General features: G+C 71.1%; 26 protein-coding genes. 3 read left to right on the top strand and 23 right to left on the bottom strand.

What is annotated here, in order from left to right; all coding sequences use genetic code 11:
* Nucleotides 1-8: 8 nt before the first annotated feature.
* From ABD259_RS02135 to ABD259_RS02095, 10 genes are all read right to left on the bottom strand, one after another.
* Entirely contained in the window at nt 9-1265 is a 1257-nt protein-coding gene (locus ABD259_RS02135) for a MurT ligase domain-containing protein (RefSeq protein ID WP_344099572.1), read from the bottom strand.
* A 180-nt stretch (nt 1266-1445) separates the two neighbouring features.
* Nucleotides 1446-3485 (bottom strand): hypothetical protein, encoded by a 2040-nt coding sequence (locus ABD259_RS02130; RefSeq protein ID WP_344159800.1) that lies wholly within the window; start codon nt 3483-3485, stop codon nt 1446-1448.
* A 118-nt stretch (nt 3486-3603) separates the two neighbouring features.
* Entirely contained in the window at nt 3604-4443 is an 840-nt protein-coding gene (locus ABD259_RS02125; RefSeq protein WP_344099576.1) for an EamA family transporter, read from the bottom strand.
* 464 nt (nt 4444-4907) lie between these two features.
* Complete coding sequence (locus ABD259_RS02120) at nt 4908-5216, bottom strand: DUF1416 domain-containing protein (protein ID WP_344099578.1); 309 nt, start codon at nt 5214-5216, stop codon at nt 4908-4910.
* A complete protein-coding gene (locus ABD259_RS02115; RefSeq protein ID WP_344099580.1) occupies nt 5213-6052 on the bottom strand; it encodes a sulfurtransferase in 840 nt (279 codons plus the stop codon). Before ABD259_RS02115 ends, ABD259_RS02120 begins: the two co-directional genes overlap by 4 nt.
* Nucleotides 6053-6205: 153 nt before the next feature.
* On the bottom strand, nt 6206-6628 hold the full coding sequence (locus tag ABD259_RS02110) for a DUF4395 domain-containing protein (RefSeq protein ID WP_344099582.1): 423 nt from the start codon (nt 6626-6628) through the stop codon (nt 6206-6208).
* Nucleotides 6629-6755: 127 nt separating this feature from the next.
* A complete protein-coding gene (locus ABD259_RS25780) occupies nt 6756-6845 on the bottom strand; it encodes a putative leader peptide (protein WP_394340776.1) in 90 nt (29 codons plus the stop codon).
* A 90-nt stretch (nt 6846-6935) separates the two neighbouring features.
* The gene (locus ABD259_RS02105) at nt 6936-7247 is read right to left on the bottom strand and encodes a thioredoxin family protein (RefSeq protein ID WP_344160171.1); all 312 of its coding nucleotides are present in this window, start codon (nt 7245-7247) and stop codon (nt 6936-6938) included.
* Nucleotides 7248-7551: 304 nt separating this feature from the next.
* A complete protein-coding gene (locus tag ABD259_RS02100; protein WP_344159797.1) occupies nt 7552-8253 on the bottom strand; it encodes an LmeA family phospholipid-binding protein in 702 nt (233 codons plus the stop codon).
* A 255-nt stretch (nt 8254-8508) separates the two neighbouring features.
* A complete protein-coding gene (locus tag ABD259_RS02095; RefSeq protein ID WP_344159794.1) occupies nt 8509-9750 on the bottom strand; it encodes a putative quinol monooxygenase in 1242 nt (413 codons plus the stop codon).
* A 186-nt stretch (nt 9751-9936) separates the two neighbouring features.
* On the opposite strand from ABD259_RS02095, the gene ABD259_RS02090 reads away from it, so the two are divergent.
* Nucleotides 9937-10764, top strand: a complete 828-nt coding sequence (locus ABD259_RS02090) for an HAD family hydrolase (protein WP_344099588.1) — start codon at nt 9937-9939, stop codon at nt 10762-10764.
* A gap of 74 nt (nt 10765-10838) precedes the next feature.
* On the opposite strand, the gene ABD259_RS02085 is transcribed toward ABD259_RS02090, so the two are convergent.
* The 5 genes from ABD259_RS02085 to hemL all read right to left on the bottom strand — a co-directional run bounded on the left by ABD259_RS02085 (nt 10839) and on the right by hemL (nt 15657).
* Nucleotides 10839-11879, bottom strand: coding sequence for an NAD-dependent epimerase/dehydratase family protein (locus ABD259_RS02085; protein WP_344099590.1), 1041 nt, complete (start codon nt 11877-11879; stop codon nt 10839-10841).
* 104 nt (nt 11880-11983) lie between these two features.
* Nucleotides 11984-12082, bottom strand: coding sequence for a 30S ribosomal protein bS22 (locus ABD259_RS02080; RefSeq protein ID WP_017621272.1), 99 nt, complete (start codon nt 12080-12082; stop codon nt 11984-11986).
* Between the two features lie 335 nt (nt 12083-12417).
* Nucleotides 12418-13053 (bottom strand): histidine phosphatase family protein, encoded by a 636-nt coding sequence (locus ABD259_RS02075; RefSeq protein ID WP_344099592.1) that lies wholly within the window; start codon nt 13051-13053, stop codon nt 12418-12420.
* Between the two features lie 130 nt (nt 13054-13183).
* Nucleotides 13184-14083 carry a LysR family transcriptional regulator gene (locus tag ABD259_RS02070; RefSeq protein ID WP_344159791.1) on the bottom strand — a complete coding sequence of 300 codons (900 nt, stop codon included), beginning with the start codon at nt 14081-14083 and terminating at the stop codon, nt 13184-13186.
* A gap of 278 nt (nt 14084-14361) precedes the next feature.
* Entirely contained in the window at nt 14362-15657 is a 1296-nt protein-coding gene (gene hemL, locus ABD259_RS02065) for a glutamate-1-semialdehyde 2,1-aminomutase (protein ID WP_344159788.1), read from the bottom strand.
* Between the two features lie 210 nt (nt 15658-15867).
* On the opposite strand from hemL, the gene rraA reads away from it, so the two are divergent.
* Entirely contained in the window at nt 15868-16359 is a 492-nt protein-coding gene (rraA, locus tag ABD259_RS02060; protein WP_344099598.1) for a ribonuclease E activity regulator RraA, read from the top strand.
* A 527-nt stretch (nt 16360-16886) separates the two neighbouring features.
* On the opposite strand, the gene ABD259_RS02055 is transcribed toward rraA, so the two are convergent.
* The 8 genes from ABD259_RS02055 to ABD259_RS02020 all read right to left on the bottom strand — a co-directional run bounded on the left by ABD259_RS02055 (nt 16887) and on the right by ABD259_RS02020 (nt 24830).
* Complete coding sequence (locus ABD259_RS02055) at nt 16887-17543, bottom strand: bifunctional DNA primase/polymerase (RefSeq protein ID WP_344099600.1); 657 nt, start codon at nt 17541-17543, stop codon at nt 16887-16889.
* An 89-nt stretch (nt 17544-17632) separates the two neighbouring features.
* On the bottom strand, nt 17633-18616 hold the full coding sequence (hemB, locus tag ABD259_RS02050; RefSeq protein WP_344099602.1) for a porphobilinogen synthase: 984 nt from the start codon (nt 18614-18616) through the stop codon (nt 17633-17635).
* Between the two features lie 70 nt (nt 18617-18686).
* Complete coding sequence (locus ABD259_RS02045) at nt 18687-20342, bottom strand: bifunctional uroporphyrinogen-III C-methyltransferase/uroporphyrinogen-III synthase (protein WP_344159785.1); 1656 nt, start codon at nt 20340-20342, stop codon at nt 18687-18689.
* A gap of 238 nt (nt 20343-20580) precedes the next feature.
* Nucleotides 20581-21585 (bottom strand): hydroxymethylbilane synthase, encoded by a 1005-nt coding sequence (gene hemC, locus ABD259_RS02040; RefSeq protein ID WP_344099606.1) that lies wholly within the window; start codon nt 21583-21585, stop codon nt 20581-20583.
* A 2-nt stretch (nt 21586-21587) separates the two neighbouring features.
* The gene (locus ABD259_RS02035; protein WP_344099608.1) at nt 21588-23090 is read right to left on the bottom strand and encodes a glutamyl-tRNA reductase; all 1503 of its coding nucleotides are present in this window, start codon (nt 23088-23090) and stop codon (nt 21588-21590) included.
* Between the two features lie 68 nt (nt 23091-23158).
* Complete coding sequence (locus tag ABD259_RS02030) at nt 23159-23854, bottom strand: redox-sensing transcriptional repressor Rex (protein WP_344159782.1); 696 nt, start codon at nt 23852-23854, stop codon at nt 23159-23161.
* Nucleotides 23855-24148: 294 nt separating this feature from the next.
* Complete coding sequence (locus tag ABD259_RS02025; RefSeq protein ID WP_344099610.1) at nt 24149-24418, bottom strand: glutaredoxin family protein; 270 nt, start codon at nt 24416-24418, stop codon at nt 24149-24151.
* A gap of 151 nt (nt 24419-24569) precedes the next feature.
* Nucleotides 24570-24830: a MoaD/ThiS family protein gene (locus tag ABD259_RS02020; RefSeq protein ID WP_344099612.1), complete on the bottom strand. Its 261-nt coding sequence runs from the start codon at nt 24828-24830 to the stop codon at nt 24570-24572.
* A 114-nt stretch (nt 24831-24944) separates the two neighbouring features.
* Here ABD259_RS02020 and ABD259_RS02015 point away from each other — a divergent pair, with 114 nt between their 5' ends.
* Nucleotides 24945-25730: a winged helix-turn-helix transcriptional regulator gene (locus ABD259_RS02015; RefSeq protein WP_344099614.1), complete on the top strand. Its 786-nt coding sequence runs from the start codon at nt 24945-24947 to the stop codon at nt 25728-25730.
* The last annotated feature ends 107 nt before the right edge of the window (nt 25731-25837 follow it).

Here is a 25837-nt window from a genome sequence, read left to right as displayed (position 1 = left end):
CCCCCCTCCTACTGCACGCGGCCGTAGGCCGCGCGGATCTGCTGGAAGGCCGTGTAGTTGGCGATGACGTCGATCTGCGTGATGCCGGACTGCTCCGCCTTGACGTGGCTGACGACGTCGGCGACCGTGTCGGCGACCTGGAACGGGACCCCGTCGGTCTCCAGCCGGAGCGCCAGGTCGGTACGGCGCTCGCCCATGACGAAGACCCGCCGCCCGCGCAGCACGGTGTAGTCGACGTCCCAGAGCCAGGAGGTGTCCTTACCGTCGGGGATCTGCGCGTTGACGGACAGGATCACCGGCACGTGCGGCTGGCTGAGCACCGCGAACGACTCCAGCCACCCGGCCGGGTTCTTGGCGAGCAGCAGCCGCACCTCGACGCCGTCGGTGACAACGGAGGTGTAGCGCCCGGCCACCGAGCGGATCTCGCGCAGCCGCGGCAGCGACTGCTTGGGGTGGATGCCGTAGGCGGCGGCGGTGGCCACGGCCACGGCCGCGTTCGCGCGGTTGGCGTCGCCGGGCAGGCCGAGCTCCAGCCGCATCGGCTGGCCGTTGGAGTCGATGATGGTGTCGTTCTCGTTGTCGACGGCCCAGCTCGTCTCCGGGCGGCTCAGCCCGCACTCGGGGCACTCCCAGTGGGGATCGGGCTCACGTTTGAGGTGGCCGCCGCACTCCGGGCAACACCAGGAGTCCTCCTTCCAGCGCTGCCCCGCCGCCACCCAGGTGGCGTGCCGCGCGCCGAGGCCCGCCCACGCGACGAGGGGGTCGTCGGCGTTGGCGACGACGTGCGCCTCGCTGCGGCGCAGCGCGTCGCGCCACTTCTTGGCGAGCAGGTTGATCTCGGAGGCGCGGTCCATCTGGTCGCGGCTCAGGTTCATCAGCACGACGACCGCCGGACTGGTGTCGCGCAGGACCTGCGGCAGGTATTTCTCGTCGACCTCAAGGACGGCGTTGCGGGCGTCCGGGGCGTTCGCCAGGGCGGTGATGTGCCCGGTCGGCATGTTCGCACCGTGCTCGTTGGTCGCGATCTCACCGAGTTCACGCAGCGCCGACGCGATCAACCGGGTCGTCGTGGTCTTGCCATTCGTCGCGCTGACCAGCGTCAGCCTGCGTCCGCGGGCGAGTTTGGCGAGGAGCTCCGGCTCGACCTTGAGCGCGACCCGGCCGCCGATGACGGAACCGTCGCCGCGCCCGGTGGCCCGGGACAGCGTGGCCGCGCCCTTGCCCAAGACCGCGGCCAACTGGGCGCGCAAGGGAAGTTCGCTCATGATCCCCACTAAATTGCTGCTGGAGGTGGCTGCCGGAAGGCAGTTCGAAAAGGCGCCTGACGCGAGTGGCGGCGCCTCCTAAGCCTATTGCCCGTGGCCTCTTGTGGGACCAAAAGGGACGCGGACCTCGGACGGACGCCCGCTTCGGGCGCGTTGGGGGCCGGTGCGGCCGGTGCACGATCAGACCGCGCGCCAGTCCAGGCGCTCAGGAGGCGGGCCGACATTGGGGTGCGCGGCCCCCGGATCAGCGGTGGGGGGCGCCAGCGGGCGGGCCGGTTCCCCACGGGACTCCTCGACGGTGCTGAGAGTGGCGGTGGGCAGGGTCAGGATGCCCGGGTTGGCGTCGGTGAGGACCGGCCCCGCGTCACCGGGGACGACCATCGCCGTCGGCGGCAGGGTGCGCAAGCCGTGCGGGTCGAGCTGGTAGTCGCTGACCGGACCCGTGCCGTCGGTCTCGCCGATCTCGGCCGCCTGGGTGGTGGCGCGGCCCCAGGCGGTGGCCACGCGCATGTTCTTGGCCAGGTTGAGCGGGGTGACCGGCGGAGCCGCGGTGCGCACGGGCACCGGGGCGGTGACGCCCTCGCTGTCCTCGGCTACGTAGCCCCCGCCCACCGTGTCGTTCAGCGCCTCGCCGATGACCTCGGTGAGCTGGTGCATCCGGAGCCGTACCGCCACCCGGTGGCCGTTGCTCGCGGCCAGCGCCTCCACGTCACCCGCCTCCCCAACCCCCGCCTTCTCGGCCGCTGCTCCCGCCGCGGCGGAGGCCGCCACGCGCCCGGTCGCCAGCCAGGAGGCGGCGCGCGCCGCCGACGCGGAGGTGGGCTGGCGCATGAGAACGGGGAACACGCCGGGGGCGGCCAGGCGGTGCGCCGTGCGTTCGCCGACCTCGCGGATCATCAGCACCAGGCCGACTCCGGACCATGAGGCCGCGCCGATCAGCCGATCGATCTCGGCGGCCGGGAGCACGTCGGCGCCGCACACCACGATGGTGTTGGCCCACGGCCGGGGGGCGCGCCGCTCGTTGTGGGGACCGCGGGAGCGCAGCTCCAGCAGCTCGCGCAGGGCGGCGACGGCGTAGGTGCCGTAGGCGCGCGTGGAGACGTCCCCCGCGGCGCGGTCGGTGGCGATCACCTTGATCTGCGCGTAGGGCTCGTCGCCGCAGCGCGTACCGATGCCCTCGAAGGGGGCGATGTGCCGCTCCAGTTCCCAGGCGCGCTCCATGACCGACCGGTCCGCCCCGCAGCGGGCGCGGACCTCGGCCCGCTGCTCCGGGCTGAGCAGCATCAGAGCGGGGTCGCTCCGGACCGCCGCTCCTTCGCCGGGGTCGGCCAGGGCGCGCAGTCCGCCGATGACAGCGGAGACGCTCGCCCCCGGGCCGACGACCTCAAGGATCTGCAGGAGCAGCATCTCGTCGATGTCGATGTCGGCCTTGGGGTCGAGGGCCGAGGCGACCGACGAGAGGATGCGGGCGCGCTGCGCCCCGTCGAGGTCGGTGCCGAGGTGGAGCCGCTGCAGGCCAGCGGGGAGGACGCGGATGCGCGGTGTGATGCCGCAGCGCTTGACCAACGCCATGAGGTCGCGGGCGAGGGCGCGGCCGGAGAGGTCCACGACGGTCAGGTCGCGCCCGCTGCGCAGCCGCGACGCCCCGATGGTGGTGAGCAGGGCCGACCAGCCGGCGTCGGTTCCTCCCGCGACGACCATGGTTCCGGCGTTCTCGGGCACCCGCACCCCGTACCAGCGGGGCTGCGCCTCGAAGGCGCGCTGGCGGGTCTGCCATTCCGCGTACTGACGGGCGTGCTCCTCCAGACGCTCGCGCTGTTCCGCGTCGAGCCGCTCCTGCTCTTCGGCGAGGCGGGCCTCCTCCCGGCGCAGGCGCTCGGCCATCGCCTGGCGACTCTGCAGCAGGGCGACCACGATGGGCACAGCCATAGCGAGGCAGGCCAGGCACAGGCCCAGCGCGACAAGTCCGGGGAGGATGCGCATCGGCCACAGGCCGACGCAGACCACGGCTACGAGGGCCAGCAGGGCCAGGAGGGCGGTGAGGGGCCGGTTCGTTCTCGCCTCGTGGCGCCACTGGGCGGCGCGCCACTCCTCGGTGATGGCGACGCTCTCCGGGGGTGCGGGACGGCGGGGCGCCGGACCGGGGTCCGGAACCAGTAGCTCATGGCGCCATCCGATGTAGGTCAGCCCGGTCTGTACTCCTGATCGAGGGGCTGCCACCGCGTCGCACCTCCTGCCCGGGCCACGGGAGCCGGGGAGATCGGGATGGGTACGGTGGAATGGTTTCAGGCGGTAGCCGAGTTGTCACGACCTCGCTGAAAATAACGTGACCGGTAATTCAAAGCGCGAGCAGGACGATACCGGTCACGACAGCAATCGAGGAGATAGATCGGACATGGCCGAAACTCTCCTTGAAGGCGACCGTGCCGATGATGGCGCCGAAGATAATGCTGGTCTCGCGCAGGGCCGCGACACTCGCCAGCGCCCCTTGGGTCTGCGCCCACAGCACCAGACCGTAGGCGCCCGCGCTCAACGCGCCGCCCAGGGCGCCAACGCGCCAGATCGGGCGCAGCTGCTCCACGAGCCGCCCCCGGCGGGTGATGACCGCGACGATCATGAACACCGGCCCTTGCAGCAGCATGAGCCAGCCCAGGTACCCGGTGGTATCCCCGGACAGGCGCGCCCCGGTGCCGTCGATGACGGTGTAGCCCGCGATCGCCAGACCGGTGGCGACGGCGGCGAGCAGCGCCGGGGCCTGGCCAGGTCGGGGCCGTCCACCGGCGAGCACCAGCACCATCAGCCCAGCGGAGATGACCAGCACCCCGGCCAGGTGGAGCGGGGGCAGCGCCTCACCGATGACAAGAGTGGCGACCAGCGCCACGACCCACGGCGCCGTCCCCCGGGCGAGCGGATAAACCTGACCGAATTCCCCGCTCCGGTAGGAGAGCATGAGCAGGCCCATGTAGAGCACGTGCACCAGCGCCGAACCCAGCAGGAACGGCCAGACTTCCGGTGCGGGCGGCCCGGTGGCCACGGCCAGCGCCCCGCCGCAGACCATTCCGGAGACACCGATCAGCGCGAAGCCGAGAAGGCGGTCGGTGATCGCGTGCGCGATCGCGTTCCACATGGCGTGCAGCAGTGCGGCACCGAGAACGGCGGAGAGGATCACGGGAGTCATGGAAGCGAATCATCGCACCCCATAGCGCCGACACAGCGGGGAGGGTGCCGGGGTACCCGTCTCCTGGCAGACAGGGCCGGGTCGGGCCAGCGTCGGGGGCGCGCACTCCGGGAAGCTGCCCGGCCGAGCGGTCACGGCGGCGCCGAGCGCGGCGGGGGTTGGGGCTCGCCGGTCCCCTGACGGGCCAGGCGTGGCTAGGCCGGGCGCCCCCAACGTCGGGAATGGCGCTGTCCGGAACCTTTCTGCGCGATGATCATGGTCAGGAACCCGGTTCGGTCCGCTTTGCCGGGAGAATCCCCATGATCATCGCCTGGTGGGGGCGGGGACGGGGGCGCTCCGGACGAATTCGCGGGTTTTCGCCGTGTCCCTAGGGGCAAAGACGAGCGCGTGCCCGCAGAAGGGAAGTCCTTCTGCGGGCACGCGCTCGGTGCCGGATCGGGCGGCGTCACGGGCCTGCCGGACGTTCAGGCCTCGACCTGGAGGTCGATGACCTTGCCCACCTCGGCCGTGACGTCGTACTCCGCGGTGAAGCCCTGGGAGGCGAGCACGCGGACCTTCCAGTCCCCATCGGCGGCGAAGAAGCGGAACGTTCCCTCGTCGCCGGTGGCGACCTCGCCGACGAAGTCACCCGAGGCGTTGAGCAGCCGCGCGTAGGCGCCGCGCAGCGGAGCGCCGTCGCGCTTCACGACACCCTGGATGACCGCCTGGTCACCGGCGTCCGCGTTGGCGAGGGCGACGCCGCCGACCGGCGCTCCGCATCCGTTGTCACTCACTGGGCCTCCCCAAGTTCGATCGGCACGCCGACGAGCGAGCCGTATTCGGTCCATGAACCGTCGTAGTTCTTCACGTTCTCCAGGCCGAGCAGCTCGTGCAGGGCGAACCAGGTGTGCGACGAGCGCTCGCCGATGCGGCAGTAGGCGATGATGTCCTTGTTCAGATCCACACCGGCCTCGGTGTAGAGCTCACGCAGCTCATCGTTGGACTTGAACGTGCCGTCCTCGTTGGCGGTCTTGGCCCACGGGATGTTCCGGGCGGTCGGAATGTGGCCGGGCCGCTGCGAGGTCTCCTGCGGCAGGTGGGCCGGGGCGAGGAGCTTGCCGACGAACTCGTCGGGCGAGCGCACGTCCACCAGATCCTTGGTGCCGATGGCGTCGACGACCTCCTCGCGGAAGGCCCGGATGGAGCGGTCCTGGTCCTTGGCGCTGTAGGAGGTCTTCGGGCGCTCGGGCACCTCCTCCACCAGCTCGCGGGAGTCGAGCTCCCACTTCTTCCGGCCGCCGTCGAGCAGCCGCACCTTCTGGTGGCCGTACAGGCGGAAGTACCAGTAGGCGTAGGCGGCGAACCAGTTGTTGTTGCCGCCGTAGAGGACGACGGTGTCGTCGTTGGAGATACCGCGCTCGGAGAGCAGTTTCTCGAAGCCGGTCTTGTCGATGAAGTCGCGCCGGACCGGGTCCTGGAGGTCCTTCTTCCAGTCGATCTTGATGGCGTTGGGGATGTGCCCCTTGTCGTAGGCCGAGGTGTCTTCGTCAACCTCCACGAGAACGACGCTTGGGTCGTTCAGGTGAGCCTCCACCCAGTCGGCGTCCACAAGGACGTCGGAGCGGCTCATGGGGATCCTCCTCATAGATCGTTGCCTGCGATGGCCTCAGCGGCCGAATCGGTCGGTTGTGTGTCGTCCGTGTGCTTGGGACACCGGATGTGGTTTGTCCCTACCCACGCACCGGTGTGATGCGCTTCCCCATCTGAAACCACCGAGCCGCGCCTATGCGGCCTTGCCCGGGAGGGGCAGGCGGCGGAGCAGAAGGTACATCTCGCAGCCGAGGCAGAAGCCGAAGGCGGCGTTGAGAAAAGCGGCGAAGAGAGCGAATGCCGTGGCGACCATCCCCAGCCAGGAACCGACGAACAGGTAACCGGCGAGCCCCACGAGGGCGAAGGCCAGCCCCACCCCCTGGGCGAACCGCGGCGGGGCCGCGTCCTCCAGCTCCGGGGGAGCACCGAGCCTGGGGCGCACGAAGCGGGCGAAGATCCACGCGTAAGGCGAGTGGCGGACGCCGATCATCACGGCGACGGCGAACACCAGCGCCTGAAAGGCCAGGAGCCAGTGGCTACCGGTGATCAGGACGAGGGCGAGAACGACGGTGGTGACGACGGCGGCGAATCGCTGTCCGCGAGGGTCGACCTGCATGATGGGCTTCCCAGCTGCGTGAGCGGTGCGGGAGGGGCGAGAGGCGATGGCCCGGCTCGTCCTCCGTGCTAACGGAAGGCTGGCCGTGGGCCGGATCCGGGGCGCGGGCGCACCGCGGAGATCCGCTCTAGCGGGAAGCGCGACAGAGTGCGGTGGCGACGCGGCAGAAGTCCACGGCGCGTCGCTTCGTCAAAAGCGCATCTGTCGGAGAAGTCACGGTCACGATCGTACGGGTTGGGGGCGCGGATGTCACGAGTGGGGCGGATCACATCCCCCGAAGGCCGCGCGGGTCGGCGCGGGGCGTGCTTCAGGGGTCGATGGTGGAGCCCAGGGCGGCGATGACGTCGGCCTTGCGCGGCTGGCCGCTGGCCCGTCGCGTGACGCGCCCGCGAGCGTCGAGGACGAGGACGGTGGGCGTACGCATGATGCCGAGCCGCCGGACCAGGTCGAGCCGCGACTCGGCGTCGATCTCGGCGTGCGCGACCCCCTCGACCATGGCCGCGACCTCGGTGAGCACCCGCCGAGTGGCGCGGCAGGGCTGGCAGAAGGCGGTGGAGAACTGCACCAGGGTGGCCCGCTCCCCCAGCGGGGACCCGATGTCCTCGGCCGTCAGGGACAGGCCGTCGGGCTCGCTGCCGTCGACACTGCTGGCGTTAACGCCGCTGCCAGTAACACCGCCGCCGTTGGCTGCGCCACCTTCGACCGCTCCGCCGTCGGCCTCGCTCACGCCCGTCCCTCCATCGTTCGGGGCCGCGCGGTCGCCCCGCGACGCGCCGCGTCTCCCGGTGCCAGCGGCGGCGGTCGGCCGCACGTCTCGCATCCGCCCGTTGCCACGCTGCCACAGCGCGCCGAACAGCGTCGCCACGGCGAGGGTCGCGATGACCACCGCCCCGCCGGCGAGCTGCTCCGGTCCCATGCGCGGCTTACCCCTCCGAAGCCGCGCCCACGAGCCTGACATTGGTCGCCTCGGCCGACACCTCGACCCCGTTGGGCAGCGCGTCGATCTTGGTGATTTGCAGGTCGAACGGCATCTGGGGGACCTGGAAGCTGACCGTCAGCCGATCCTCGACCGCCGAGCCGAGTTGGATCGGGGGGGCATCGCTCACCTCGATACTGGACGGCGTGACCTTGATGACGTCGCCGTCGATGGACACGTCGAGGTCGGCAGCGACCGGGACGCTGATGCCGCCGGGAACCGCGAGGTCACCGGTCATCCGCGGCTTGCCGTCCTTGTTCTCGATGACGATGCCCTGCGGGAGCCGCGACTGGAGCTCGCTGTAGGGAAGCATCACCGTGGCGTCGGCGGTCTTGGCGATCACCTTCGGCTCGGTCATCAGGTCGCCGATAGCCGCCTGGACGTCGCGGGCGGTGACGTCGACGCGGTCGAGGCTGACGTCGTTGACGGTCATCGCGCCGGTGACGATGTGGATCTCGGAGTACTCCCCGCCGATCGCCTGGGTCAGGAAGGGGAAGCCGCCGATGGTGACCTCGGGCTCCGAGGACAGCTGGTACCGCTGGCTTACACGCTTGGCGATCTCGTTCTGCGCGGCCGAGTGGAGCCCGCGGTCGGCGACCACGACCATCACCAGCAGGAAGATCAAGATGAAGGCGAGAAACTTACGCATCGGGGTTCCAGCACACTCCCGTTAGTCCCGGCGCTCCGCACGGCCCAGGGGGATGGTCAGGGCCGCAGAGCACAGCTCAGCGGCGCCCCAGGACGCCCCGGCTGACTAGTCGACGAGAACGAAGCGTACTTCACGCGTCCCCTTCTCCCGGTTTCCGGTGGGAATCTCCCCGCCGATTTCCACCATCGGCCCGGGAAACGTCGGGCGCTTCTCATCCCGCGCTCATCGGTGCGTCCGCGTGCGTTCGCCCCGGATTCAGCGCGGCATCAGCATGTGCGCCAGATTGTCGTTGGCCGAGGCCCCCGACAGTGCGAGCTCGATCACATTGGTGGCTACGACGTGCGAAGAGCTGCGGCGCTGGAACTCCATGACGTGCGGCTGCTGCTCGTGCTCCTCGATCGCGAGCTGGTCGCGGTAGATGGCGTAGACGATGCGCTGCTGCGGCGCGCTGGGAACGGTGTGGGCGGCGAACAGCAGGGTGTCCGGTTCCCGCCGGGCGACCTCGTCGACGACCTCGTCGGCGCAGTCGTCGAACGCGTCCTCGTGCCCCTCGGCCAGCGTGTAGATGGTGATGATGCCGAGCAGCCGCGAGGACTGGCGCGGGGACGCCGACGGCTCACCGTAGTCGTCGTAGTCGTCCTCGTCGTCGAAGCCCCGGTCGAAGCCGTCGTCGTACTCGTCGTACTCGGGTTCCTTGCGGCGCCGCCTACCCCACACGCCGTCCTCCTCTTGATCACGGAAGTCCTGGGACTCCTGCTCGGCCTCGTCGGCTTCGGACGTGTCCCGCGGGGGAGCCGCGGACCGGCGCCGGCCGCCGCGTCCCCGCCCGCGGCGCTCTCTCGGCGGCTTCTGGGAACGGACCAGGGCCGCCCACAGCGCGCCCACCGCCCCCAGCATCATGAGCTGGCCGAGCACGGCCAGCCCGACGCGGGCCACCAGGATCTCCAGCACGGCCGCGAGGGCGACCAGGCCGATCACCGTCAGCTGGTGCTGCGCGAACCGCGGGCGCTCCCCCATCCGCCGCACGGCCACGATCGCGCACGCGATCAGGGCCAGCGCCGCGAACGTGTGGACCAGACCCAGCACCGACTTGGGGATGAGGTCGTAGTGGTCGGCCAGGGCCGGATAGCTGCTGTCGTAGCGGCCGCGCAACCGGTCCAGGGTCAGCACCACCAGCGGCACGATGGTCAGCGCCGTCACCACCAGACGGGTCCCGAAACGCGCCCGGGGCGAATCGACCGCGTACTCCACCGCGCCCCACGCCGCCATGAGCGGCCCGATGAGGGCGACCCCGATCTGGAAGATCCGGAAGGTCACGTCGGAGAACTCCAGCAGCGCCCCGGGGAAGGCAGCGCTCAGCGCGATCGCGACGCCCACCGACGACGCGACCCACGCGCCCGTGTAGACCCGGGGTTCCCTCTGAGTACGCGCGATAAGCGCAGCGGTAGCGCTCCAAGCCACCAGTGCGCAGACGAATGCCAGTCCTACCTCGACCATCCCGCTAATAATGCTGCACTCTCGCACCCGCTTGTGCACACGACTCGGCTTTCGCGGCTCCGACTTGCACCGATTTCCCGGGGCCGCGTGCAGTTGCCCCCAATTGTGTTGTGAGTTAGCTCACCCGGTGTGATCCCGCAATCGCGTTCCGGTCGCCGCGCGCCCCGGTGACCGTAGGCTCGAAACATGTGGGCGCATATCCGACCTGATCAGAATGGCGGCGATCCCGCCATCGTCCGGCACGGCGCGGCCTTTTTCGATGTCGACAACACCCTGATGCGCGGTGCGTCGATCTACTATTTCGCCCGCGGACTCGCCGCCCGCGACCTGTTCACCACGCGTGACCTGCTGCGGTTCGCGTGGGGGCAGGCGGTGTTCCGGCTCAGCGGCAGCGAGCGGCCCGAGCACATCCACGCCGCGCGCGAGGCCGCGCTGGCGTTCGTCGCCGGGCACGCCGTGGACGACCTCGTCTCGCTGTGCGAGGAGATCTACGACGAGACGATGTCCGACCGGATCTGGGAGGGCGCGCGCCGCCTCGTCCGCCGCCACCTCGACGCCGGGCAGAGCGTCTGGCTGGTCACCGCGACCCCCGTGGAACTCGCCGAGATCATCAAGCGGAAGCTGGGGCTGACCGGCGCTCTGGGGACCGTCGCCGAGACGGTCGACGGCGTCTACACCGGGCGGCTGGTGGGCGACCTGCTGCACGGCCCGGCCAAGGCGGAGGCCGTGCGCGCGCTGGCGCGGAGTGAGGGACTGGACCTGTCGGCCTGCGCCGCCTACAGCGACTCGTGCAACGACCTGCCGATGCTGTCGTTGGTGGGCCACCCCAACGCGGTCAACCCCGACGACGCGCTGCGCGAGCACGCCGAGGAGCGCGGATGGCCGGTGCACGAGTTCCGCAGGCACCGGGTCAAGCTGCGGGTCGGGGTGTCCGCCGCCGTGGCGGGGGCGGTCGGCGGCGCGGTGGCCGTGGGCATGATCCGCCGTCGCAGGGGCACGCCCGACCAGCGCTGAAACGCGCGGGACGTGCGCGAGCGGCGCGTCGGAACGGGCGGGGCTGGGTGATAGGGGGCGGCCCGGAGGCGGCTCTAGGAGCGCCCCACGGCGGCCCGCATCCGGTGGATCACGGGACGGCGGTCGCGGCCACGGCCGCGCTCGCGCCCGTTCTTCGGGTCATCGCCGTCGACACCGAGCTCCGCGAGGAACGCCTCGAAGGTCTCCTGCGAGGTGTAGGTCGGCGACCAGCCCACGGTGCGGCGCAGCTTGCTGACGTCCATGACGCGGTCGGAGCAGAGCAGCCGCAGCTGCTCCGGTGAGTAGTCGATACGGCCGCGCCGGGCCAGGCCGCGCAGCATGCGCAGGCCGCGCTCGGGCATCGCCACACCGGGCCGCCCGGCCTGGCGCAGACACTGCGACAGCGGGATGGAGCCGGGGGCCGCGACGTTGAACACGCCCTCGTTGTCGCCGCCGGCCATCAGGCACAGCGCGTCGACGGCGTCGTCCTCGTGGATGAACTGCAGGCGCGGGTCGTAGCCCCGGACCGTGGGGACGACCCGGAGCCCGAAGTAGCGAGCGAGCGGGGTCTCCATCGACGGGCCGATGAGGTTGGCGAGGCGCAGGACGGCCACGGACATGTCCGGGCGCCTGCGGGCCAGGCCGCGCGTGTGCCGCTCCACCTCGGCGGCGTCCTGGGCGTAGGCGGAGCGCGGGATGTCGCGAGCCTGGAGGTCCTCGGTGTACAGCTCCGCGGAGGGCGCGGCGGCCCCGTAGACGGCCGCGCTGGAGCGCACCACGATCCGCCGCACGGACGTGGACCGCTGGCACGCGGCCAGCAGCTGCATGGTGCCCAGGACGTGGTTAGCCTGCGACTCCGCCCGGCCTTCGGCGCTCTCGGGGGCGGTGGCGAGGCCGAGGTGCAGGACCGTGTCCGCGCCGGAGTCGCGGACGACCCTGCTCACACTGCCGTCATGGAGATCCGCGGCGACGTACTCGACCCGCCCCGGCGCGTATCCCGGCGGCGCGGGATCGACGCCGATGACCCGGTCGACACCGGGGTCGTCGAGCAGTTTCTCCGCGGCCCGGGCGCCCAGATAGCGGGAGACCCCGGTGACAAGTACGACTCGGCCCATGACTGCACGCCTCGAAAGAGTTGGGTACGCGTGAATGAGGAGAGTGTCTCCGCGTCCGCCACGGCCGGGAACCGGAGGGGCGGCGTCGGCGGAGAGACACGAACCTACTTCTTGTTGCGGCGCGCGATGCGAGTCCTCTTGAGAAGCTTGCGGTGCTTCTTCTTCGCCATGCGCTTGCGGCGCTTCTTAATGACGGAACCCATAGGATCACCTCTCGCCAACGGTTGCTTCAGACACGACAGCCCACCCAGCCCGTTCCCGCGGACGCGGGCGGACCAATGGGTGCCATCGAGGGGGATACGACGCGTCGTCCCACGGGCTCATGAGAGCGGGATCGGAACGCGGAACGCGTGCCGTCCCTCCGAACGAACGGAGAGCAACGCATACGCCGCACCCAACGAGGTAGCCTACCCGCTCGCGCCAACCGCGGAACGCACGGCCGCTGATCTGGTGACCGGACGCGGGTTGCCCCACCTGCGGACAACACGGAACACCGGCCATTCCTTCCCGTGCCCCTCCGGCCCCCGCGGTTAGGCGGCTACGCGCCGGGGACGCCCGGTCCCGAACCGTAGAGCGCGGCCGCGGGCTCGCAGTAGCCCACGCTGACCAGCCGCTGGTCCTCGAAGGTCAGCGACGTCACGCTGGCGAGCTCGCACTGGCGGCGGTCCGGCCGGTGCCACAGCGGCTTGTGCTCGGCCGCGCGGCGCACCGTCCAGATCGGCAGCTGGTGGCTGACGCACACGGCCTCGCGTCCCCACGCCTCCTTGCGGACGACCTTGACGACGTCGACCATGCGGGCCGCGATCTCGGTGTAGGGCTCGCCCCACGACGGCCGGAAGGGGTTGTACAGCCGCCGCACGACCCGCGGGTCGGTGAGCGAGCCGCGGGAGACGTGCCTGCCCTGCAGCGAGTTGGCCGCTTCGATCAGCCGATCGTCGAGCCGGACGGGCAGGCCGACGCGGTCCGCCAACGGCTCGGCGGTCTCCTGGGTGCGCTCCAGAGGCGAGGAGTACAGGGCGGCGATGTCCCGGCCCTCGAACCAGGCCGCGGCGAGATCGGCCATCCGCTGGCCGGTCTCGCTCAGGTGGAAGTCCGGAAGCCGCCCGTAGAGGATTCCGTCAGGATTGTGCACTTCACCGTGCCGAAGCAGGTGGACGACGGTGGTCGTGGGCATGTGTGCGACCGCTTCCCTTCGTGGCTCTTGTCATCCGGGAACGCCGTGCCGCGGTGCCGGCCCCACCGGTGGCGCGGACAACCGGGCCGTTGCGGGTGGTGGGCGACGTGACGCGCGAGGCGGCGTGCCCTTAAACGGTATCGGCCGCCGTGCGCAGGGCCGCCACCATGGCACGCACGGCGGGCCGACGCCCCGCCTCGCGCCGCCACAGCGCGTAGACACTCCGGAAGAGCACGGGGCGGACCGGGACCGTCACCACATCGGGCCAGAGCCGTCCCCGGCCCAGGCGGGGCAGCAGCGCGAGGCCCAGTCCGGCCGCGACCAGGGCCAGCTGGGTCGGGTACTCGCCGCTGTAGTGTGCGATCCGCGGCTCCACGCCCCGGCGGCGCAGGGCGTCGGCAAGCCAGTCGAAGCAGATGGTGCCCCGCGGGGAGGAGATCCACCTCTCGTCGGCGAGCTCGGACATCTCCACGTCGTCCCGCTCCGCGAGCGGGTGTGAGGCGGGCATGGCGACCTCGGCCGTGTCGTCGAAGAGGTGGACGCGCTCGATGCCCTCGGGGGGCGGGAGGGGGGAGCCCTCCCAGTCCTGGACGACGGCGAGGTCGCACTCGCCGCGCAGCACCAGCGTCTGGGAGGCCATGGGGTCGCACTCGGTGAGCGTGACGGTGAGCCGCGGGTGCCGCTCCGCCGCGTCGACGAGGACCTGGGGCATGAGCCCGCGGGCCGCGGTGGGAAACGCGGCGACCCGTAGAGGTCCGACGACGCCGCCCCGCTGTGCCTCCAGGTCGGCCTCGGCGGCGGTGATGAGTTCGAGGATCCGGTCGGCGTGCTGGACGAGCACGTGCGCCGCGTCCGTGAGCTGGACACCGCGCCCGTTGCGCTCCAGAAGCTGCGCGGAGGTCTCCCGCTCAAGCTTGGTGATCTGCTGGGAGACCGCCGACGTGGTGATGCCCAGGACGTCGGCCGCCGCGCTCACCGAGCCGTACCGGGCGATCGTGGTGAGCGCGCGCAACCGGTCGAGATCCAACATCTCCCTAGGATAAAGCGCCGGTTAACGGTCAGTCAGTGAATCACGTAGCGTTTCTTCGCGCCCCTCGCACATCACAGCCCCTACCGTCACCCGGCTTCCCGCGAGGGATCCGTCCGGCGGTACCGACCGGCCCGGCGGTGGCGTGCTCCGCCGGGCGCCAACGGCCCCTCCACAGGTGTACTGGCCACCGAGGGTGGTCGATCACGGCAATCACCACCGGTATCCCCACCGCGGTTAGCGGCGCTTCCGCGTTACCGACCTTCCCAGGGCAGGAACACCTAGGCACTCGCCTCCGCGGCGGCGCGCGCGGCCTTGGGCAGAGCCGAGACGACCCGGTCAATGGCCGCGTCGTCATGGGCGGCGGAGAAGAACCACGCCTCGAACGCCGCGGGCGGGAGGTACACGCCCTGGTCCAACATCGCGTGGAAGAAGGCGGCGAAGGCGGCGGTGTTCTGCGCCCGCGCACCGTCGAAATCGGTCACCTCGTCCTCGGTGAAGAACACCGTGAACAGGTTGCCGCCGTGCTGGATGCGGTGCGGCACCCCGGCCGCGCTGAGCTCCTTGCCCGCCGCCTCGGCGACCCGCGCCGACACGCGATCGATGTGCGCGTAGACCTCGGGGGTCGCGTTGCGCAGGGTCGCCAGTCCGGCCGCCGTGGCCAGCGGGTTCCCCGAGAGCGTCCCGGCCTGGTAGACCGGACCGGCCGGGGCCAGCTGCTCCATGAGGTCGGCACGGCCGCCGAACGCCGCCGCGGGCAGCCCGCCGCCCATGACCTTGCCGAACGTCATCAGGTCGGGGGTGACGCCCTCTAGACCGAACCAGCCCGAGCGGCTGACGCGGAACCCGGTGAGGACCTCGTCGAGCACCATCAGCGCGCCGTGCTTCGCGGTGATCTCCTTGAGCCTCGCGTTGAAGCCGTCCTTCGGCGGCACGATGCCCATGTTGGCCGGGCACGCTTCGGCGATCACGCAGGCGATCTCGTCCCCGGACTCGGCGAAGGCCCGCTCCACGGCCTCGATGTCGTTGTAGGGCAGGACCAGGGTGTCGGCGGCGCTCGCGCCCGTGACGCCCGGGGAGTCGGGCAGAGCGAACGTCGCCACCCCGGACCCGGCCGCGGCCAGCAGGGCGTCGACGTGCCCGTGGTAGTTCCCGGCGAACTTGATCACCTTGCTGCGGCCGGTGGCGCCGCGCGCCAGCCGGATCGCCGACATGGTGGCCTCGGTGCCGGAGTTGACCAGCCGCACCCGCTCCACCGGGGTGCGCGCGACGATCTCCTCGGCCAGCTCCACCTCGCCCGGCGTGGGCGCGCCATAGGAGGTCCCCTTGCTCGCGGCCTCGGTCAGCGCCTCCACCACGGCGGCGTGCGCGTGCCCGAGGATCAGCGGACCCCAGGAGCAGATGAGGTCGACGTAGGTGTTGCCGTCCACGTCCGTCAGGTAGGGGCCGTTCCCCGACGCCATGAAGGGCGGGGTACCGCCCACCGCGCCGAACGCGCGGACGGGGGAGTTCACCGCCCCCGGAACCACCGCACCGGCTCGTTGGAACAGCTCATCGGAAGTCGTATGTGTAGCCACGCCTCCCAGTGTGGCACCTGGCCGGGCGGGTGAATTCCCGAGACCCGCCGCACGTGCCGCGACCCGAGTTGTTAGGTTCGAGGACACACCTTCCGCGGACACACCCGCACCACCGGCACATCCGTCACCGGCCTGTCGGCCCCGCACTAGCCAGTACTTCCCTATCCAGCACTGCCAGACCCACCACCGCACCCAACCCAGGGGGACTGTATGTCTGAGGTGTTCGCCACCGCCGACCTGATCGACGCCCACGGGGAATCGATCGTCACCTGCGAGACCCAGTTCCGCCAGTTCGGCGGACGCACCGCGTTCCACGGCCCGATCGCCACGATCAAGTGCCACGAGGACAACGCCATGGTCAAAGAGCAGCTCAACCAGCCGGGCGAAGGCTGGGTGCTGGTCGTGGACGGCGGCGGCTCCCTGCGCACGGCCCTGATGGGCGACCTGATCGCCCAGGCGGCCTTCGACAACGGCTGGGCCGGCGTCGTCATCAACGGCGCGGTGCGCGACGTCGCGGCCCTGGCCAAGCTCGACCTCGGCATCAAGGCCCTGGGGAGCACCCCGCGCAAGTCCGCCAAGACCGGCGCCGGCCACCTGGACGGGGCCGTGTCCTTCGGGAACGTCGTCTTCACCCCGGAAAGCTGGCTCTACAGCGACGAGGACGGCATCGTCGTCAGCGACGAGAAGCTGGACCTGCCCTAGCTCTCTTCTTGTCCCGAGGCGATCCCGGCCCTGCCCGCCAAGGTCTGCTGGGCGGCCGTGTCGGCGTTCGGCTAATCCGGTGTTCTTGGGTGAAAAGCGGCAGCGAGGCCGGTGGGGGCTGAGGACGCCGGTCCCCTGGCGGGTTCGGTCTGGCGGGGGTCGCACCGCCGGTCCTCTTCCCGGTGGAGCGGCGACGGCGGCCGCGAAGAGGCCAGGGGTGGAGCGCCCCCGGATCAGCTCCCGGGCAGGCCATGCGGGCGGCCCGAAACGCGGATTGGGGGCCGCCTGCCCGGTTTTCCACAACTTTCCCGCGATGATCATGGGGACGGTCCCAGTTCTGTCCGGTTTGCCGGGAGATTCCCCATGATCATCGCCAGAGCGGGCCCGCGACAAGCCCGGCCGCCCCACCCCCACCCGCCCTCGGTGCCGCTTTTCACCGCAGAACACCGGATGGGTCCACAGCGGACAAGGCCGCCCAGCGGACCCGGGTTCCACCCGGCGGTGATCACCGGATCACCGCGCGGGGCTCAGGAGGTGAACTCCTCGCAGGCGTCGGAGATGGTGTCGAGGACCGCGATGGGGTCGGGCAGTCCGGTGGGGGCCGCTCCCTCACGGGGGCCGCGGATCCAGGTCGCGGCGGCGCCCGAGGGAAGTTGCGAGGGCGCGGCGAGGACGTAGCTGTCGCGGCAGTGCCAGCGCAGGCCGGGGGTGTCGGAGCTGGTCTCGGGAACGCAGTCGAGGTGGCAGGACCACCATTCGTCCTCGTCCACCGGCGAGCGCGTGGCGACGAAGAACAGGTGGCGGCCGTCCACGGCCGCCACCGGGCCGGCCGGGATTCCCGCGCGGTCCATCCGGGTCAGGGCCATGACACCGGCGCCAGCGGGGACGTCGAGGACGTCGAAGACGCGGCCGGTGGGCAGGATGACGTTGGCCGCGGGGGTGGTCGTCCACCATCGGCGGATGGTGTCCGGGTTGACGGTGGCCTCCATGCCCCACGCCGCCGACATGGGGTGGGCGCCCGGGTCGGGACAGCCGATGCGGTCGCAACCGCAGGCGCGCCCGCCCATCGCGGAGGGCGCGGCACCCCGGCAGACCGGCCAGCCCAGGGACGCGTACTTCAAGGCCGCGCCCAACATGTCGCCCAGCGCGGGACGGCGTTTCCGCCGCTGGATCACATCGGCCATGGGTTCCCTCCCTGTTCATCCCGGTCGTGTCGGTCAGTTCTCGCTATTCCCGACCTCGACCTGGGCGACCGGGAAGCGTCTGTTTCCCGTCAGCGCAGGAGGCGTGCTGCCTCCGTGGCCCAATAGGTGAGGATCTGCGCGGCTCCGGCCCTGCGGAAGCTGAGCAGGGCCTCCATGATCGCGCGCTCGCGGTCGATCCATCCGTTGCGCGCCGCGGCCTCGACCATCGCGTATTCGCCGCTGACCTGGTAGGCGGAGACCGGTACGTCGACCCGCTCCGCGATCTTGGCGATGATGTCGAGATAGGCCAGCCCCGGTTTGACCATGACCATGTCGGCGCCCTCGTCAAGGTCGAGCTCGACCTCGCGCAGCGCCTCACGGGCGTTGGCCGGGTCCTGCTGGTACCCGGCGCGGTCGCCGAACTGCGGCGCGCCCTCGGCGGCGTCGCGGAACGGGCCGTAGAACGCCGAGGCGTACTTCGCCGCGTAGGCCAGGATCACGACGTCGGTATACCCCGCCTTGTCCAGCGCCGCACGGATCGCGCCGACCTGTCCGTCCTGCATCCCGCTCGGCCCCACCACCTGCGCACCGGCCGCCGCCTGCGCGATGGCGATGGAGGCGTAGCGCTCCAGGGTGGCGTCATTGTCGACCTGGTGCGTGGGGGTGAGCACGCCGCAGTGCCCGTGCGCGGTGTACTCGCACAGGCACAGGTCGGCCATGATCACCATGTCGTCGCCCAGGTCGGCGGAGAGGTCGCGCAGCGCGCGCTGCACGATGCCGCCCGGGTCGTCGGCGGCCGCGCCGCGGTCATCCTTGAACTCCGGGATGCCGAACAGCATCAGCCCGCCCACGCCGGCCTCGGCGGCCTCCTGCGCCGCCTTGCGCAGACTGTCGCGCGTGTGCTGGACCACGCCCGGCATCGACTCGACCGGGTTCGGCGCGTCAATGCCCTCCTTGACGAACATCGGCAGAATCAGCTCTTCCGGTCGCAACCGCGTTTCCGCCACCAGGCGGCGCAGCGCGGGTGTGCGGCGCAGCCGACGCGGGCGGGCGGCCGGGTAACGAGCGGACATGTGGCGACACTCCCTTGTGGGGCAGGGTGCGGATTGGTCGTGGACCGGGCGGGCCGGGATCTCGGAGGACCTACAGCGCCTTGCGCCGTCGGCCGCGCCGCTTCTGACTGGGCTTGAGGACCGGCTTCCCCGCGGCCAGCGCCTCGGCCCGTTGTGCCGCACCGTACTCCGCCAGAGCGGCGGCGAGGGCGGAAACCGAGGTTTTCGGGGCGACGACGTCGACGCGCAGCCCGAACTCCTCAGCGGTCTTGGCGGTCTCCGGCCCGATCACCGCGATGACGGTGGTGTTATGCGGCTTTCCGGCGATGCCCACCAGGTTGCGGACGGTGGAGGAGGACGTGAAGAGCACCGCGTCGAACCCGCCGCCCTTGATGGCCTCACGGACCGGTGCGGGCGGCGGCGCGGCGCGGACGGTCCGGTAGGCCGTGACATCGTCGACCTCCCACCCCAGGTCGTCCAGGCCGGCGGACAGCGTCTCCGTCGCGATGTCGGCGCGCGGCAGCAGCACCCGCTCGATGGGGTCGAGCTCGGCGTCATAGGGCGGCCACACCTCGACGAGTCCGGCGCCGGACTGCTGGTGCGGGGGCGGGGTGAGGTCGGGCTGGATGCCGAACTCGCGCAGCGCGGCGGCGGTCTGCTCACCGACGGCCGCGACCTTGACCCCGGCGAACGCGCGGGCGTCCAGGCCGTAGGACTCGAACTTCTCCCTGATGGCCTTGACCGCGTTGACCGAGGTGAACGCGACCCACTGGTAGCGGCCGGTCACCAGGCCGCGCACGGCCCGCTCCATCTGCTGCGGGGTGCGCGGCGGCTCGACGGAGATCGTGGGCACCGACTCGGGCACGGCGCCGTAACCGCGCAGCTGGCCGGCGAGCCCGGACGCCTGCTCCCTGGTGCGCGGAACCAGCACCCGCCAACCGAACAGCGGACGCGTCTCAAACCAGGACAGCTCCTTCTGCTGGGCGACGCCGGGGCCGACGACGAGCATCGCGGGCGAGGTGACGTTGTTGCCCTTGGCGTCGGCGGCCTTGATGTCGGCGGTGAGCCGACCGAGCGTGGAGACGACCGTGCTCTGCTCGGTGGTGCTCCCCATGCGGGTGACGGCGACCGGGGTGTCGGCGGGCCGCCCGCCCGCGATCAGCGCCTTGCACAGCCGGTCGTAGCCCGGACCGGCGTGGCCCGGGTCGTCGTCGGGGATCTCCGGCCCCAGCACGACGAGTGTTCCGCCGTCGTCCTCGGGCAGCCGCTCCAGGTCGAACCCCGCGCTGCGGGCGTTGACGACGTGCAGGTCGCTGACGCCCTCGGGCATCAGCGGGACGCCCGCGTAGGTCGGGACCGCGGTGATGGAGGACAGCCCCGGCACGTGCTCGCACTCGACGCCGGCCCGCTGGCAAGCGGCGGCCAGCTCGGCGCCCCGGCAGCCCACCAGGGGGTCGCCGCTGTACAGGCGGACCACGCGGCTGCCCTCGCGGGCGTGGTTGACGGCCAGGGCGTTGATCTCGCCGCCGCATTCGGCCGGCTCCAGCACCGTGACGTCGTCGCGGCAGTGCGTGAGCAGGGCGGCCCGGTACTTGGCCAGCTCGGGTCCGGGCTCGCGGACGGTGATGACGACGTCGGCCTCCGCGAGCAGCGCGGCACCCCGCAGCGTCAGCAGCTCCGCGCCGCCCGGCCCGGCCCCGACGATCGCGACATGGCCAGCGCTCGGCTCAGTGTGCTGATTCACCATGAACCTCCGAGGATGCCCCGGACATCACGCCCGAGGAGGAATCGGACCCCTGTCCGCGAGAGCAGGCGTTCCCGCGGTTGTCTGTGGGGCGTAGTCAATGTGCGCTCGCTCCTTGGTTTTCTCCGCCACCGCGCTTCCCCCGCTGCTCGGCCTCCCGGCGCCACCGCGATTCCCCCGGCATCCCGGGGTCCGACGTCCCGATGGCGCGCTGGCCGGGGCGCCCAGCCAGGGCGGCGGCCTACCCTTGCTCCCCCTGCTCTTGCCCCCCGTGCTCTGGCTCGTCCTCGGTGCCTGAGGACTCCTCAGTGGCGGCGGCCACGATGCGGTCGGCCCCCTCCGCGATCATCTCGCGGGCGAGCTTGCGGCCGAGACGTTCGGCCGCCGCGACCGTGATGTCGGGGCCGTCCAGCGCGACGGCGCGCTCGCGGTGCACCGACTGCCGGCCGTCGGTGGCCACGGCCGCGGCGCGCAGCCGCAGCAGGCCGTCGTGGTACTCGGCGAACGCTCCGACGGGGGCGGCGCAGCCCGCCTCCAGCTCGGCCAGAACCGTGCGCTCAGCGGCCACCGCCATCCGGGTCGGGGTGTGGTCGACGGCGGCGAGGTAGTCCAGGTCGCGGCTGGCACGGGAGATGTCGCACTCCACGGCGAGAGCACCCTGGCCGGGAGCGGGCAGCATCTGGGAGGGCTCGAAGACGTCGGTAACGTCGTCGACGCGGCCGATGCGGGCGAGCCCGGCGTAGGCCAGCACGACGGCGTCGAGCTCACCGGAGCTGACCTTGCCCAGGCGGGTCTCGGCGTTGCCGCGGATCGGGACGAAGTTCAGGTCGGGCCGGAGCGCCGCGAGCTGGGCGACACGCCGCGGCGAGCCGGTGCCGATGACGGCGCCGCGCGGCAGGTCGGCGAACTTCAGGCCGTCGCGGGCGCACAAGGCGTCGCGCGGGTCGTCCCGCTCGGTGATGGCGATGAGGGTCAGCCCGTCCGCCGGTGTGGTGGGCAGGTCCTTCAGGGAGTGCACCGCGAAGTCGATGTTCCCCGAGAGCAGCTCGTCGCGCAGCGCGTTGACGAAGACACCGGTACCGCCGAGCTGGGTCAGATGGGCCTTGGTGACGTCGCCGTAGCTGGTGATCAGGACCAGTTCGACCGGGATGCCGGTGCGCTCGGTGATGACGTCGGCCACCTGCTGCGACTGCGTGGTGGCCATCGTGCTGCGACGGGTGCCGAGCCGGGCGGGCACGGAGGTCATGACTACTTCGTCTCCCCTGCGGTGCTCTGTGCGGAACCGTGCTCGGCACTCACCGCGCCGGGTGCCGTCGGCTCAAGGTCGAACAGCTCGCGCAGGGCCGCCTCGTAGGAGTCGCCGTCGGGTCCCGCCGCGAGTTCCTTGACCCGGACCGTGGGCTGGTGCAAAAGCTTGTCCACGACGCGGCGCAGGGCGTGGCCGACCTCGCCGCGGGTCTTGTCGTCCAGGTCGGGCAATCGGCCCTCCAGTCGGGAGAGCTCGGTGTCGACGACCTCGCGGGCCTTGCTGCGCAGCGCGACAACGGTCGGAGCGACCTGCTCAGCGCGGCGCACGGCCTGGTATTCGGCGACCTCCTCCTCGACGATGTCACGGACCACGGAGATCGCGCCGGAACGCCCGGAGGCAGCGTCAGCGCCTTCGGCGGCGGCCTGGCGGAGGTCCTCGATGTCGACTAGGTGCACGCCGGGGATGTCGCGCACGCAAAGGTCGATGTCGCGTGGAAGGGCGAGGTCGAGGAAGACGAGCGGGCGCCCGCAGGACTTCCGCTCCAGGGCGGATTCGACCTCCGCCCGCGTCAGCACCAGGCCCTGGGCGCCGGTGCAGGAGATCACCAGGTCGACCTCGTGGAGGAGGCCAGCGGCGTCCTCGAATGGGACGGCGTGGCTCTGGATGGGCTCGTAGGCCTCGGTTAGGCACTCGGCCAGCCGGGCGGCGCGCTCGTGGGTGCGGTTGGCGACGATGACCGTGCTGGCGCCCTGGCGGGCCACGGTGTTGGCGGACAGCGCGCTCATCGATCCGGCGCCCAGCACCAGAACCCGCGCCCCGGTGAGGACCTGGGGCTGCGGGACGGCGGCCGCGACGTCGGCGGTCGGCTCGGCCAGCGCCTCGTTGCCGCCCATCGGGCAGCGGGCGGGGGCGTCGGCGCTCTCGGCCCCGCAGGAGCCGATCGCGTCGATCCGGGCGGAGCCGAAGGGGCCGAAGTGGCGCCCGGCGACCACGAGGCCGAGGCCGACCATGTCGGCGCCGGCGTGGTCGAGGTGGGTCTCGGTGTGGGCGCGCTTGCCGACGCGCAGCGCCCGCTGGCCGAGGTCGTTGAGCACCCGCCCGATGGTGCCGGTGTGCTGGGCGTCCTTGATCGCGTTGCGGACCTGGCCGAGGATCTGCCCCTCGCCGACGACCATGGAGTCGAGCCCGCAGGTCACGGAGAACAGGTGCTGGACGGCGCGCTCCTCGTAGTGCACGTAGCAGTGCTGGGTGAGGTCGGCCAGCGAGATACCGGTGTGCCAGGAGAAGAGTTCGGTGATGGCGGCGACGCCGGGGTGGAACTTCTCGACGTCCGCGTAGATCTCCGTGCGGTTGCACGTGGAGACCATCAGCACCTCGTTGACGGCCGCGGCGTTCGCCATCTCGGCCATGACCTTGAGCCGGGTCTGGCCGTCCAGAGCAGCGCGCTCCAGCAGGGCCACCGGTGAGCCCCGGTGACTCAGCCCAACGGCGAGGACACTCATCTGCACTCCAATGCGGGGATTACCGCCACGCTCCGTACCTCAGTCCAATTCCGCTGCCGCGCCCGTCCTCACAGACCTTCCGCGGCTTCGATCCACCCCGGTCGCCCGTGGCCGCCGTTCTTCCGCTGCTCGTGGAAGGCGAGGATCTGCAGTTCGATGGACAGGTCGACCTTACGCACATCGACGCCCGGAGGCACATTGAGCACCACCGGTGCGAAATTGAGCACACTGGTGACACCGGCCTCGACGAAGCGGTCGCACACCCCCTGCGCGGCCGCCGCCGGAGTCGCGATGACTCCGATGGACACCTTTTCCATCTTGACGGCCTCTTCCAGGGTGTCGATGTGACGCACCGAGAGACCCGCGACTTCCCGGCCGACGACCGCGGTGTCGGCGTCGAGCAGCGCCGCGATCCGGAACCCGCGGGTACCGAACCCTCCGTAATTAGCCAGCGCACGCCCGAGGTTGCCTATTCCGACGATCGCCACCGTCCAGTCTTTTGTGAGACCAAGCTCACGCGAAATCTGGTAGATGAGATATTCGACGTCATAGCCCACCCCGCGCGTCCCATACGACCCTAGATACGAGAGGTCCTTTCGGAGCTTCGCCGAGTTCACCCCCGCCGCGGTCGCGAGGCCCTCGGAGGAGATCGTCGGCGTCCCGCTGGCGTTCAGCGCCTGCAGGGCGCGCAGATACACCGGCAGTCGCGCGACTGTCGCCTCCGGGATTCCCCTCTCCCGGGGGCGTGGCGTAGGAGGGGTCACGGGCGTGTGCTCCAGGGCTTCGATCGACGAAGTGTCAAGGTGCGGGCCGACACAGGTCCGTTGCTCCTCACGAGCGCGACGCACTCGTCAAGATCCCGGCCGGAATGGATTTTGAACCTAAGATTACGCCCTTGTGAAAGGAGGCACAAAGTAGGGTCGGCGTAACGCGCGGACCTCCCAGGCCACACGCGTGCGTTCGCGAACCCTTGTACCAGGGGGACTTCCGGTCGGCGCGCGGGGGCACGCCGAGGGGACGGCGGGACCGGAGACCGGGGCGCGGACCAGCGGAGCGGTTCATGACAGAGCGGCCCGCAGGCGCTTCTCGCTCACCCGCCAGAAGTCGTGCTGGGCGCCGTCGACGAACGTGACCGGGATCTTGTCCCAGTACTCGTCTTTCTCCTCCGCCGGCGCGGTGGTGATGTCGCGCACCTCGTAGTGCACGCCCAGGTCGTCGGCGACCCGCCGGATCACCTCCAGCGCCTCGTCGCACAGGTGGCAGCCCGGCTTGCCGAGCATCGTGATCGTGTGGGCGGCACCGTGTGCCCCGCCCGTCCCGCTGTTCATCTACGTCCTCACGTTCGAAGCGAGCGCTGTGGCGTGCTGTGCCCCTGAGCCCACGCGGTACCCCTGCGCTCGTGTGGTGCCGGTGTGCGTGCGGCCCGGGCCGCTCACCCTCCCGTCATTCTCGTGCCTACCGCCGTCCTCTCGCCTCCCGTCAGCCTCCCGCGAAGGGCGGGAGTACCTCGATCACACCGCCCTCGGTCAGCTTGACCGCGGCATGGTCGCGCGCACCCACCGGCCTCTCGTCCACCAGGAAGGAGGAGCGCTCCAAGACGCGGAGCAGCCGGTCGTCGCCGGAGTGCCCGGCGCGCACCGCGTCCAGCGCCTCCGCCAACGTGTCGGCGTGGTAGGTCTCTTCGCCGGTTCCGGCGGCTTCCTTGGCCGCCGCCCAGTACCGGATGATTCCGCTCACCATCGATTGATTATCCTTGAAGTGCTCGGAGGCGATTCATCAGTCGATATCTATTCTTCACCGGGGGCAACGGCGCCTTCGATCACCCGCCGCGCGCGGGGCCACGGGATGGGACGCATGAGCCACCTGCTGCTACTGACGAACTCCAACGAACCGTCGGATCACGTGCTGCCGGCCCTGGGCCTGCTCCTGCACTCGGTGCGCGTCGCGCCCGCCGAGGCGGGCGCCCTCCTCGTGTCGGGCGGCGACCGCGCCGCGAGTCCCCCGGTCGACGCCATTCTGGTGGATGCCCGCACCGACCTTGTGGCGGCCCGCAATTTCTGTCGGTTGCTCGACACCACCGGGCTGGACTGTCCTCTGATCACCATTCTCACCGAGGGCGGGGTCGCCGCGCTCACCCCCGACTGGCAGGTCGACGACTTCCTGCTCACGACGGCGGGGCCGGCCGAGGTCGAGGCGCGGCTGCGGCTGGCGATCGGCCAGGCCGACGCCGGAACCGATGACCCCGACGAGATCCGCCGCGGCGACCTCGTCATCGACGAGGCCACCTACATCGCGCGGCTGCGCGGCCGCATCCTCGACCTCACGTTCAAGGAGTTCGAGCTGCTGAAGTTCCTCGCCCAGCACCCGGGGCGGGTGTTCAGCCGGGCCCAGCTGCTGCAGGAAGTGTGGGGATACGACTATTTCGGCGGCACGCGCACGATTGACGTGCATGTGCGACGACTGCGGGCGAAACTGGGCAGTGAGTACGAATCGCTCATCGGCACCGTGCGCAACGTCGGTTACCGCTTCGTTCCCGACACCACGACCAAGTCGGGGGCCAAGGAGTCGTCCCCGGCGCCGAAGGGAGAGGAGACCACTGGCGACGAGTCCGATCAGCGGTCGGCCTCGGCGCGCCACTGATCCCTTCGAGTGCTCCCTTCGAGCTTCCGGACTGACGGGATCAACCGGATCGATCTGAATCCCCGGCATCCACCGGGTTACTTCTTCCGCACCCCGGCTCTGGGGGC

The organism is Nocardiopsis rhodophaea (assembly GCF_039530945.1).
In the GTDB taxonomy this organism is placed as follows: Bacteria; Actinomycetota; Actinomycetes; order Streptosporangiales; family Streptosporangiaceae; genus Nocardiopsis_C; species Nocardiopsis_C rhodophaea.
Note: the sequence above shows the minus strand (reverse complement) of the source record. Positions and strands in the feature narration are given on the sequence as shown.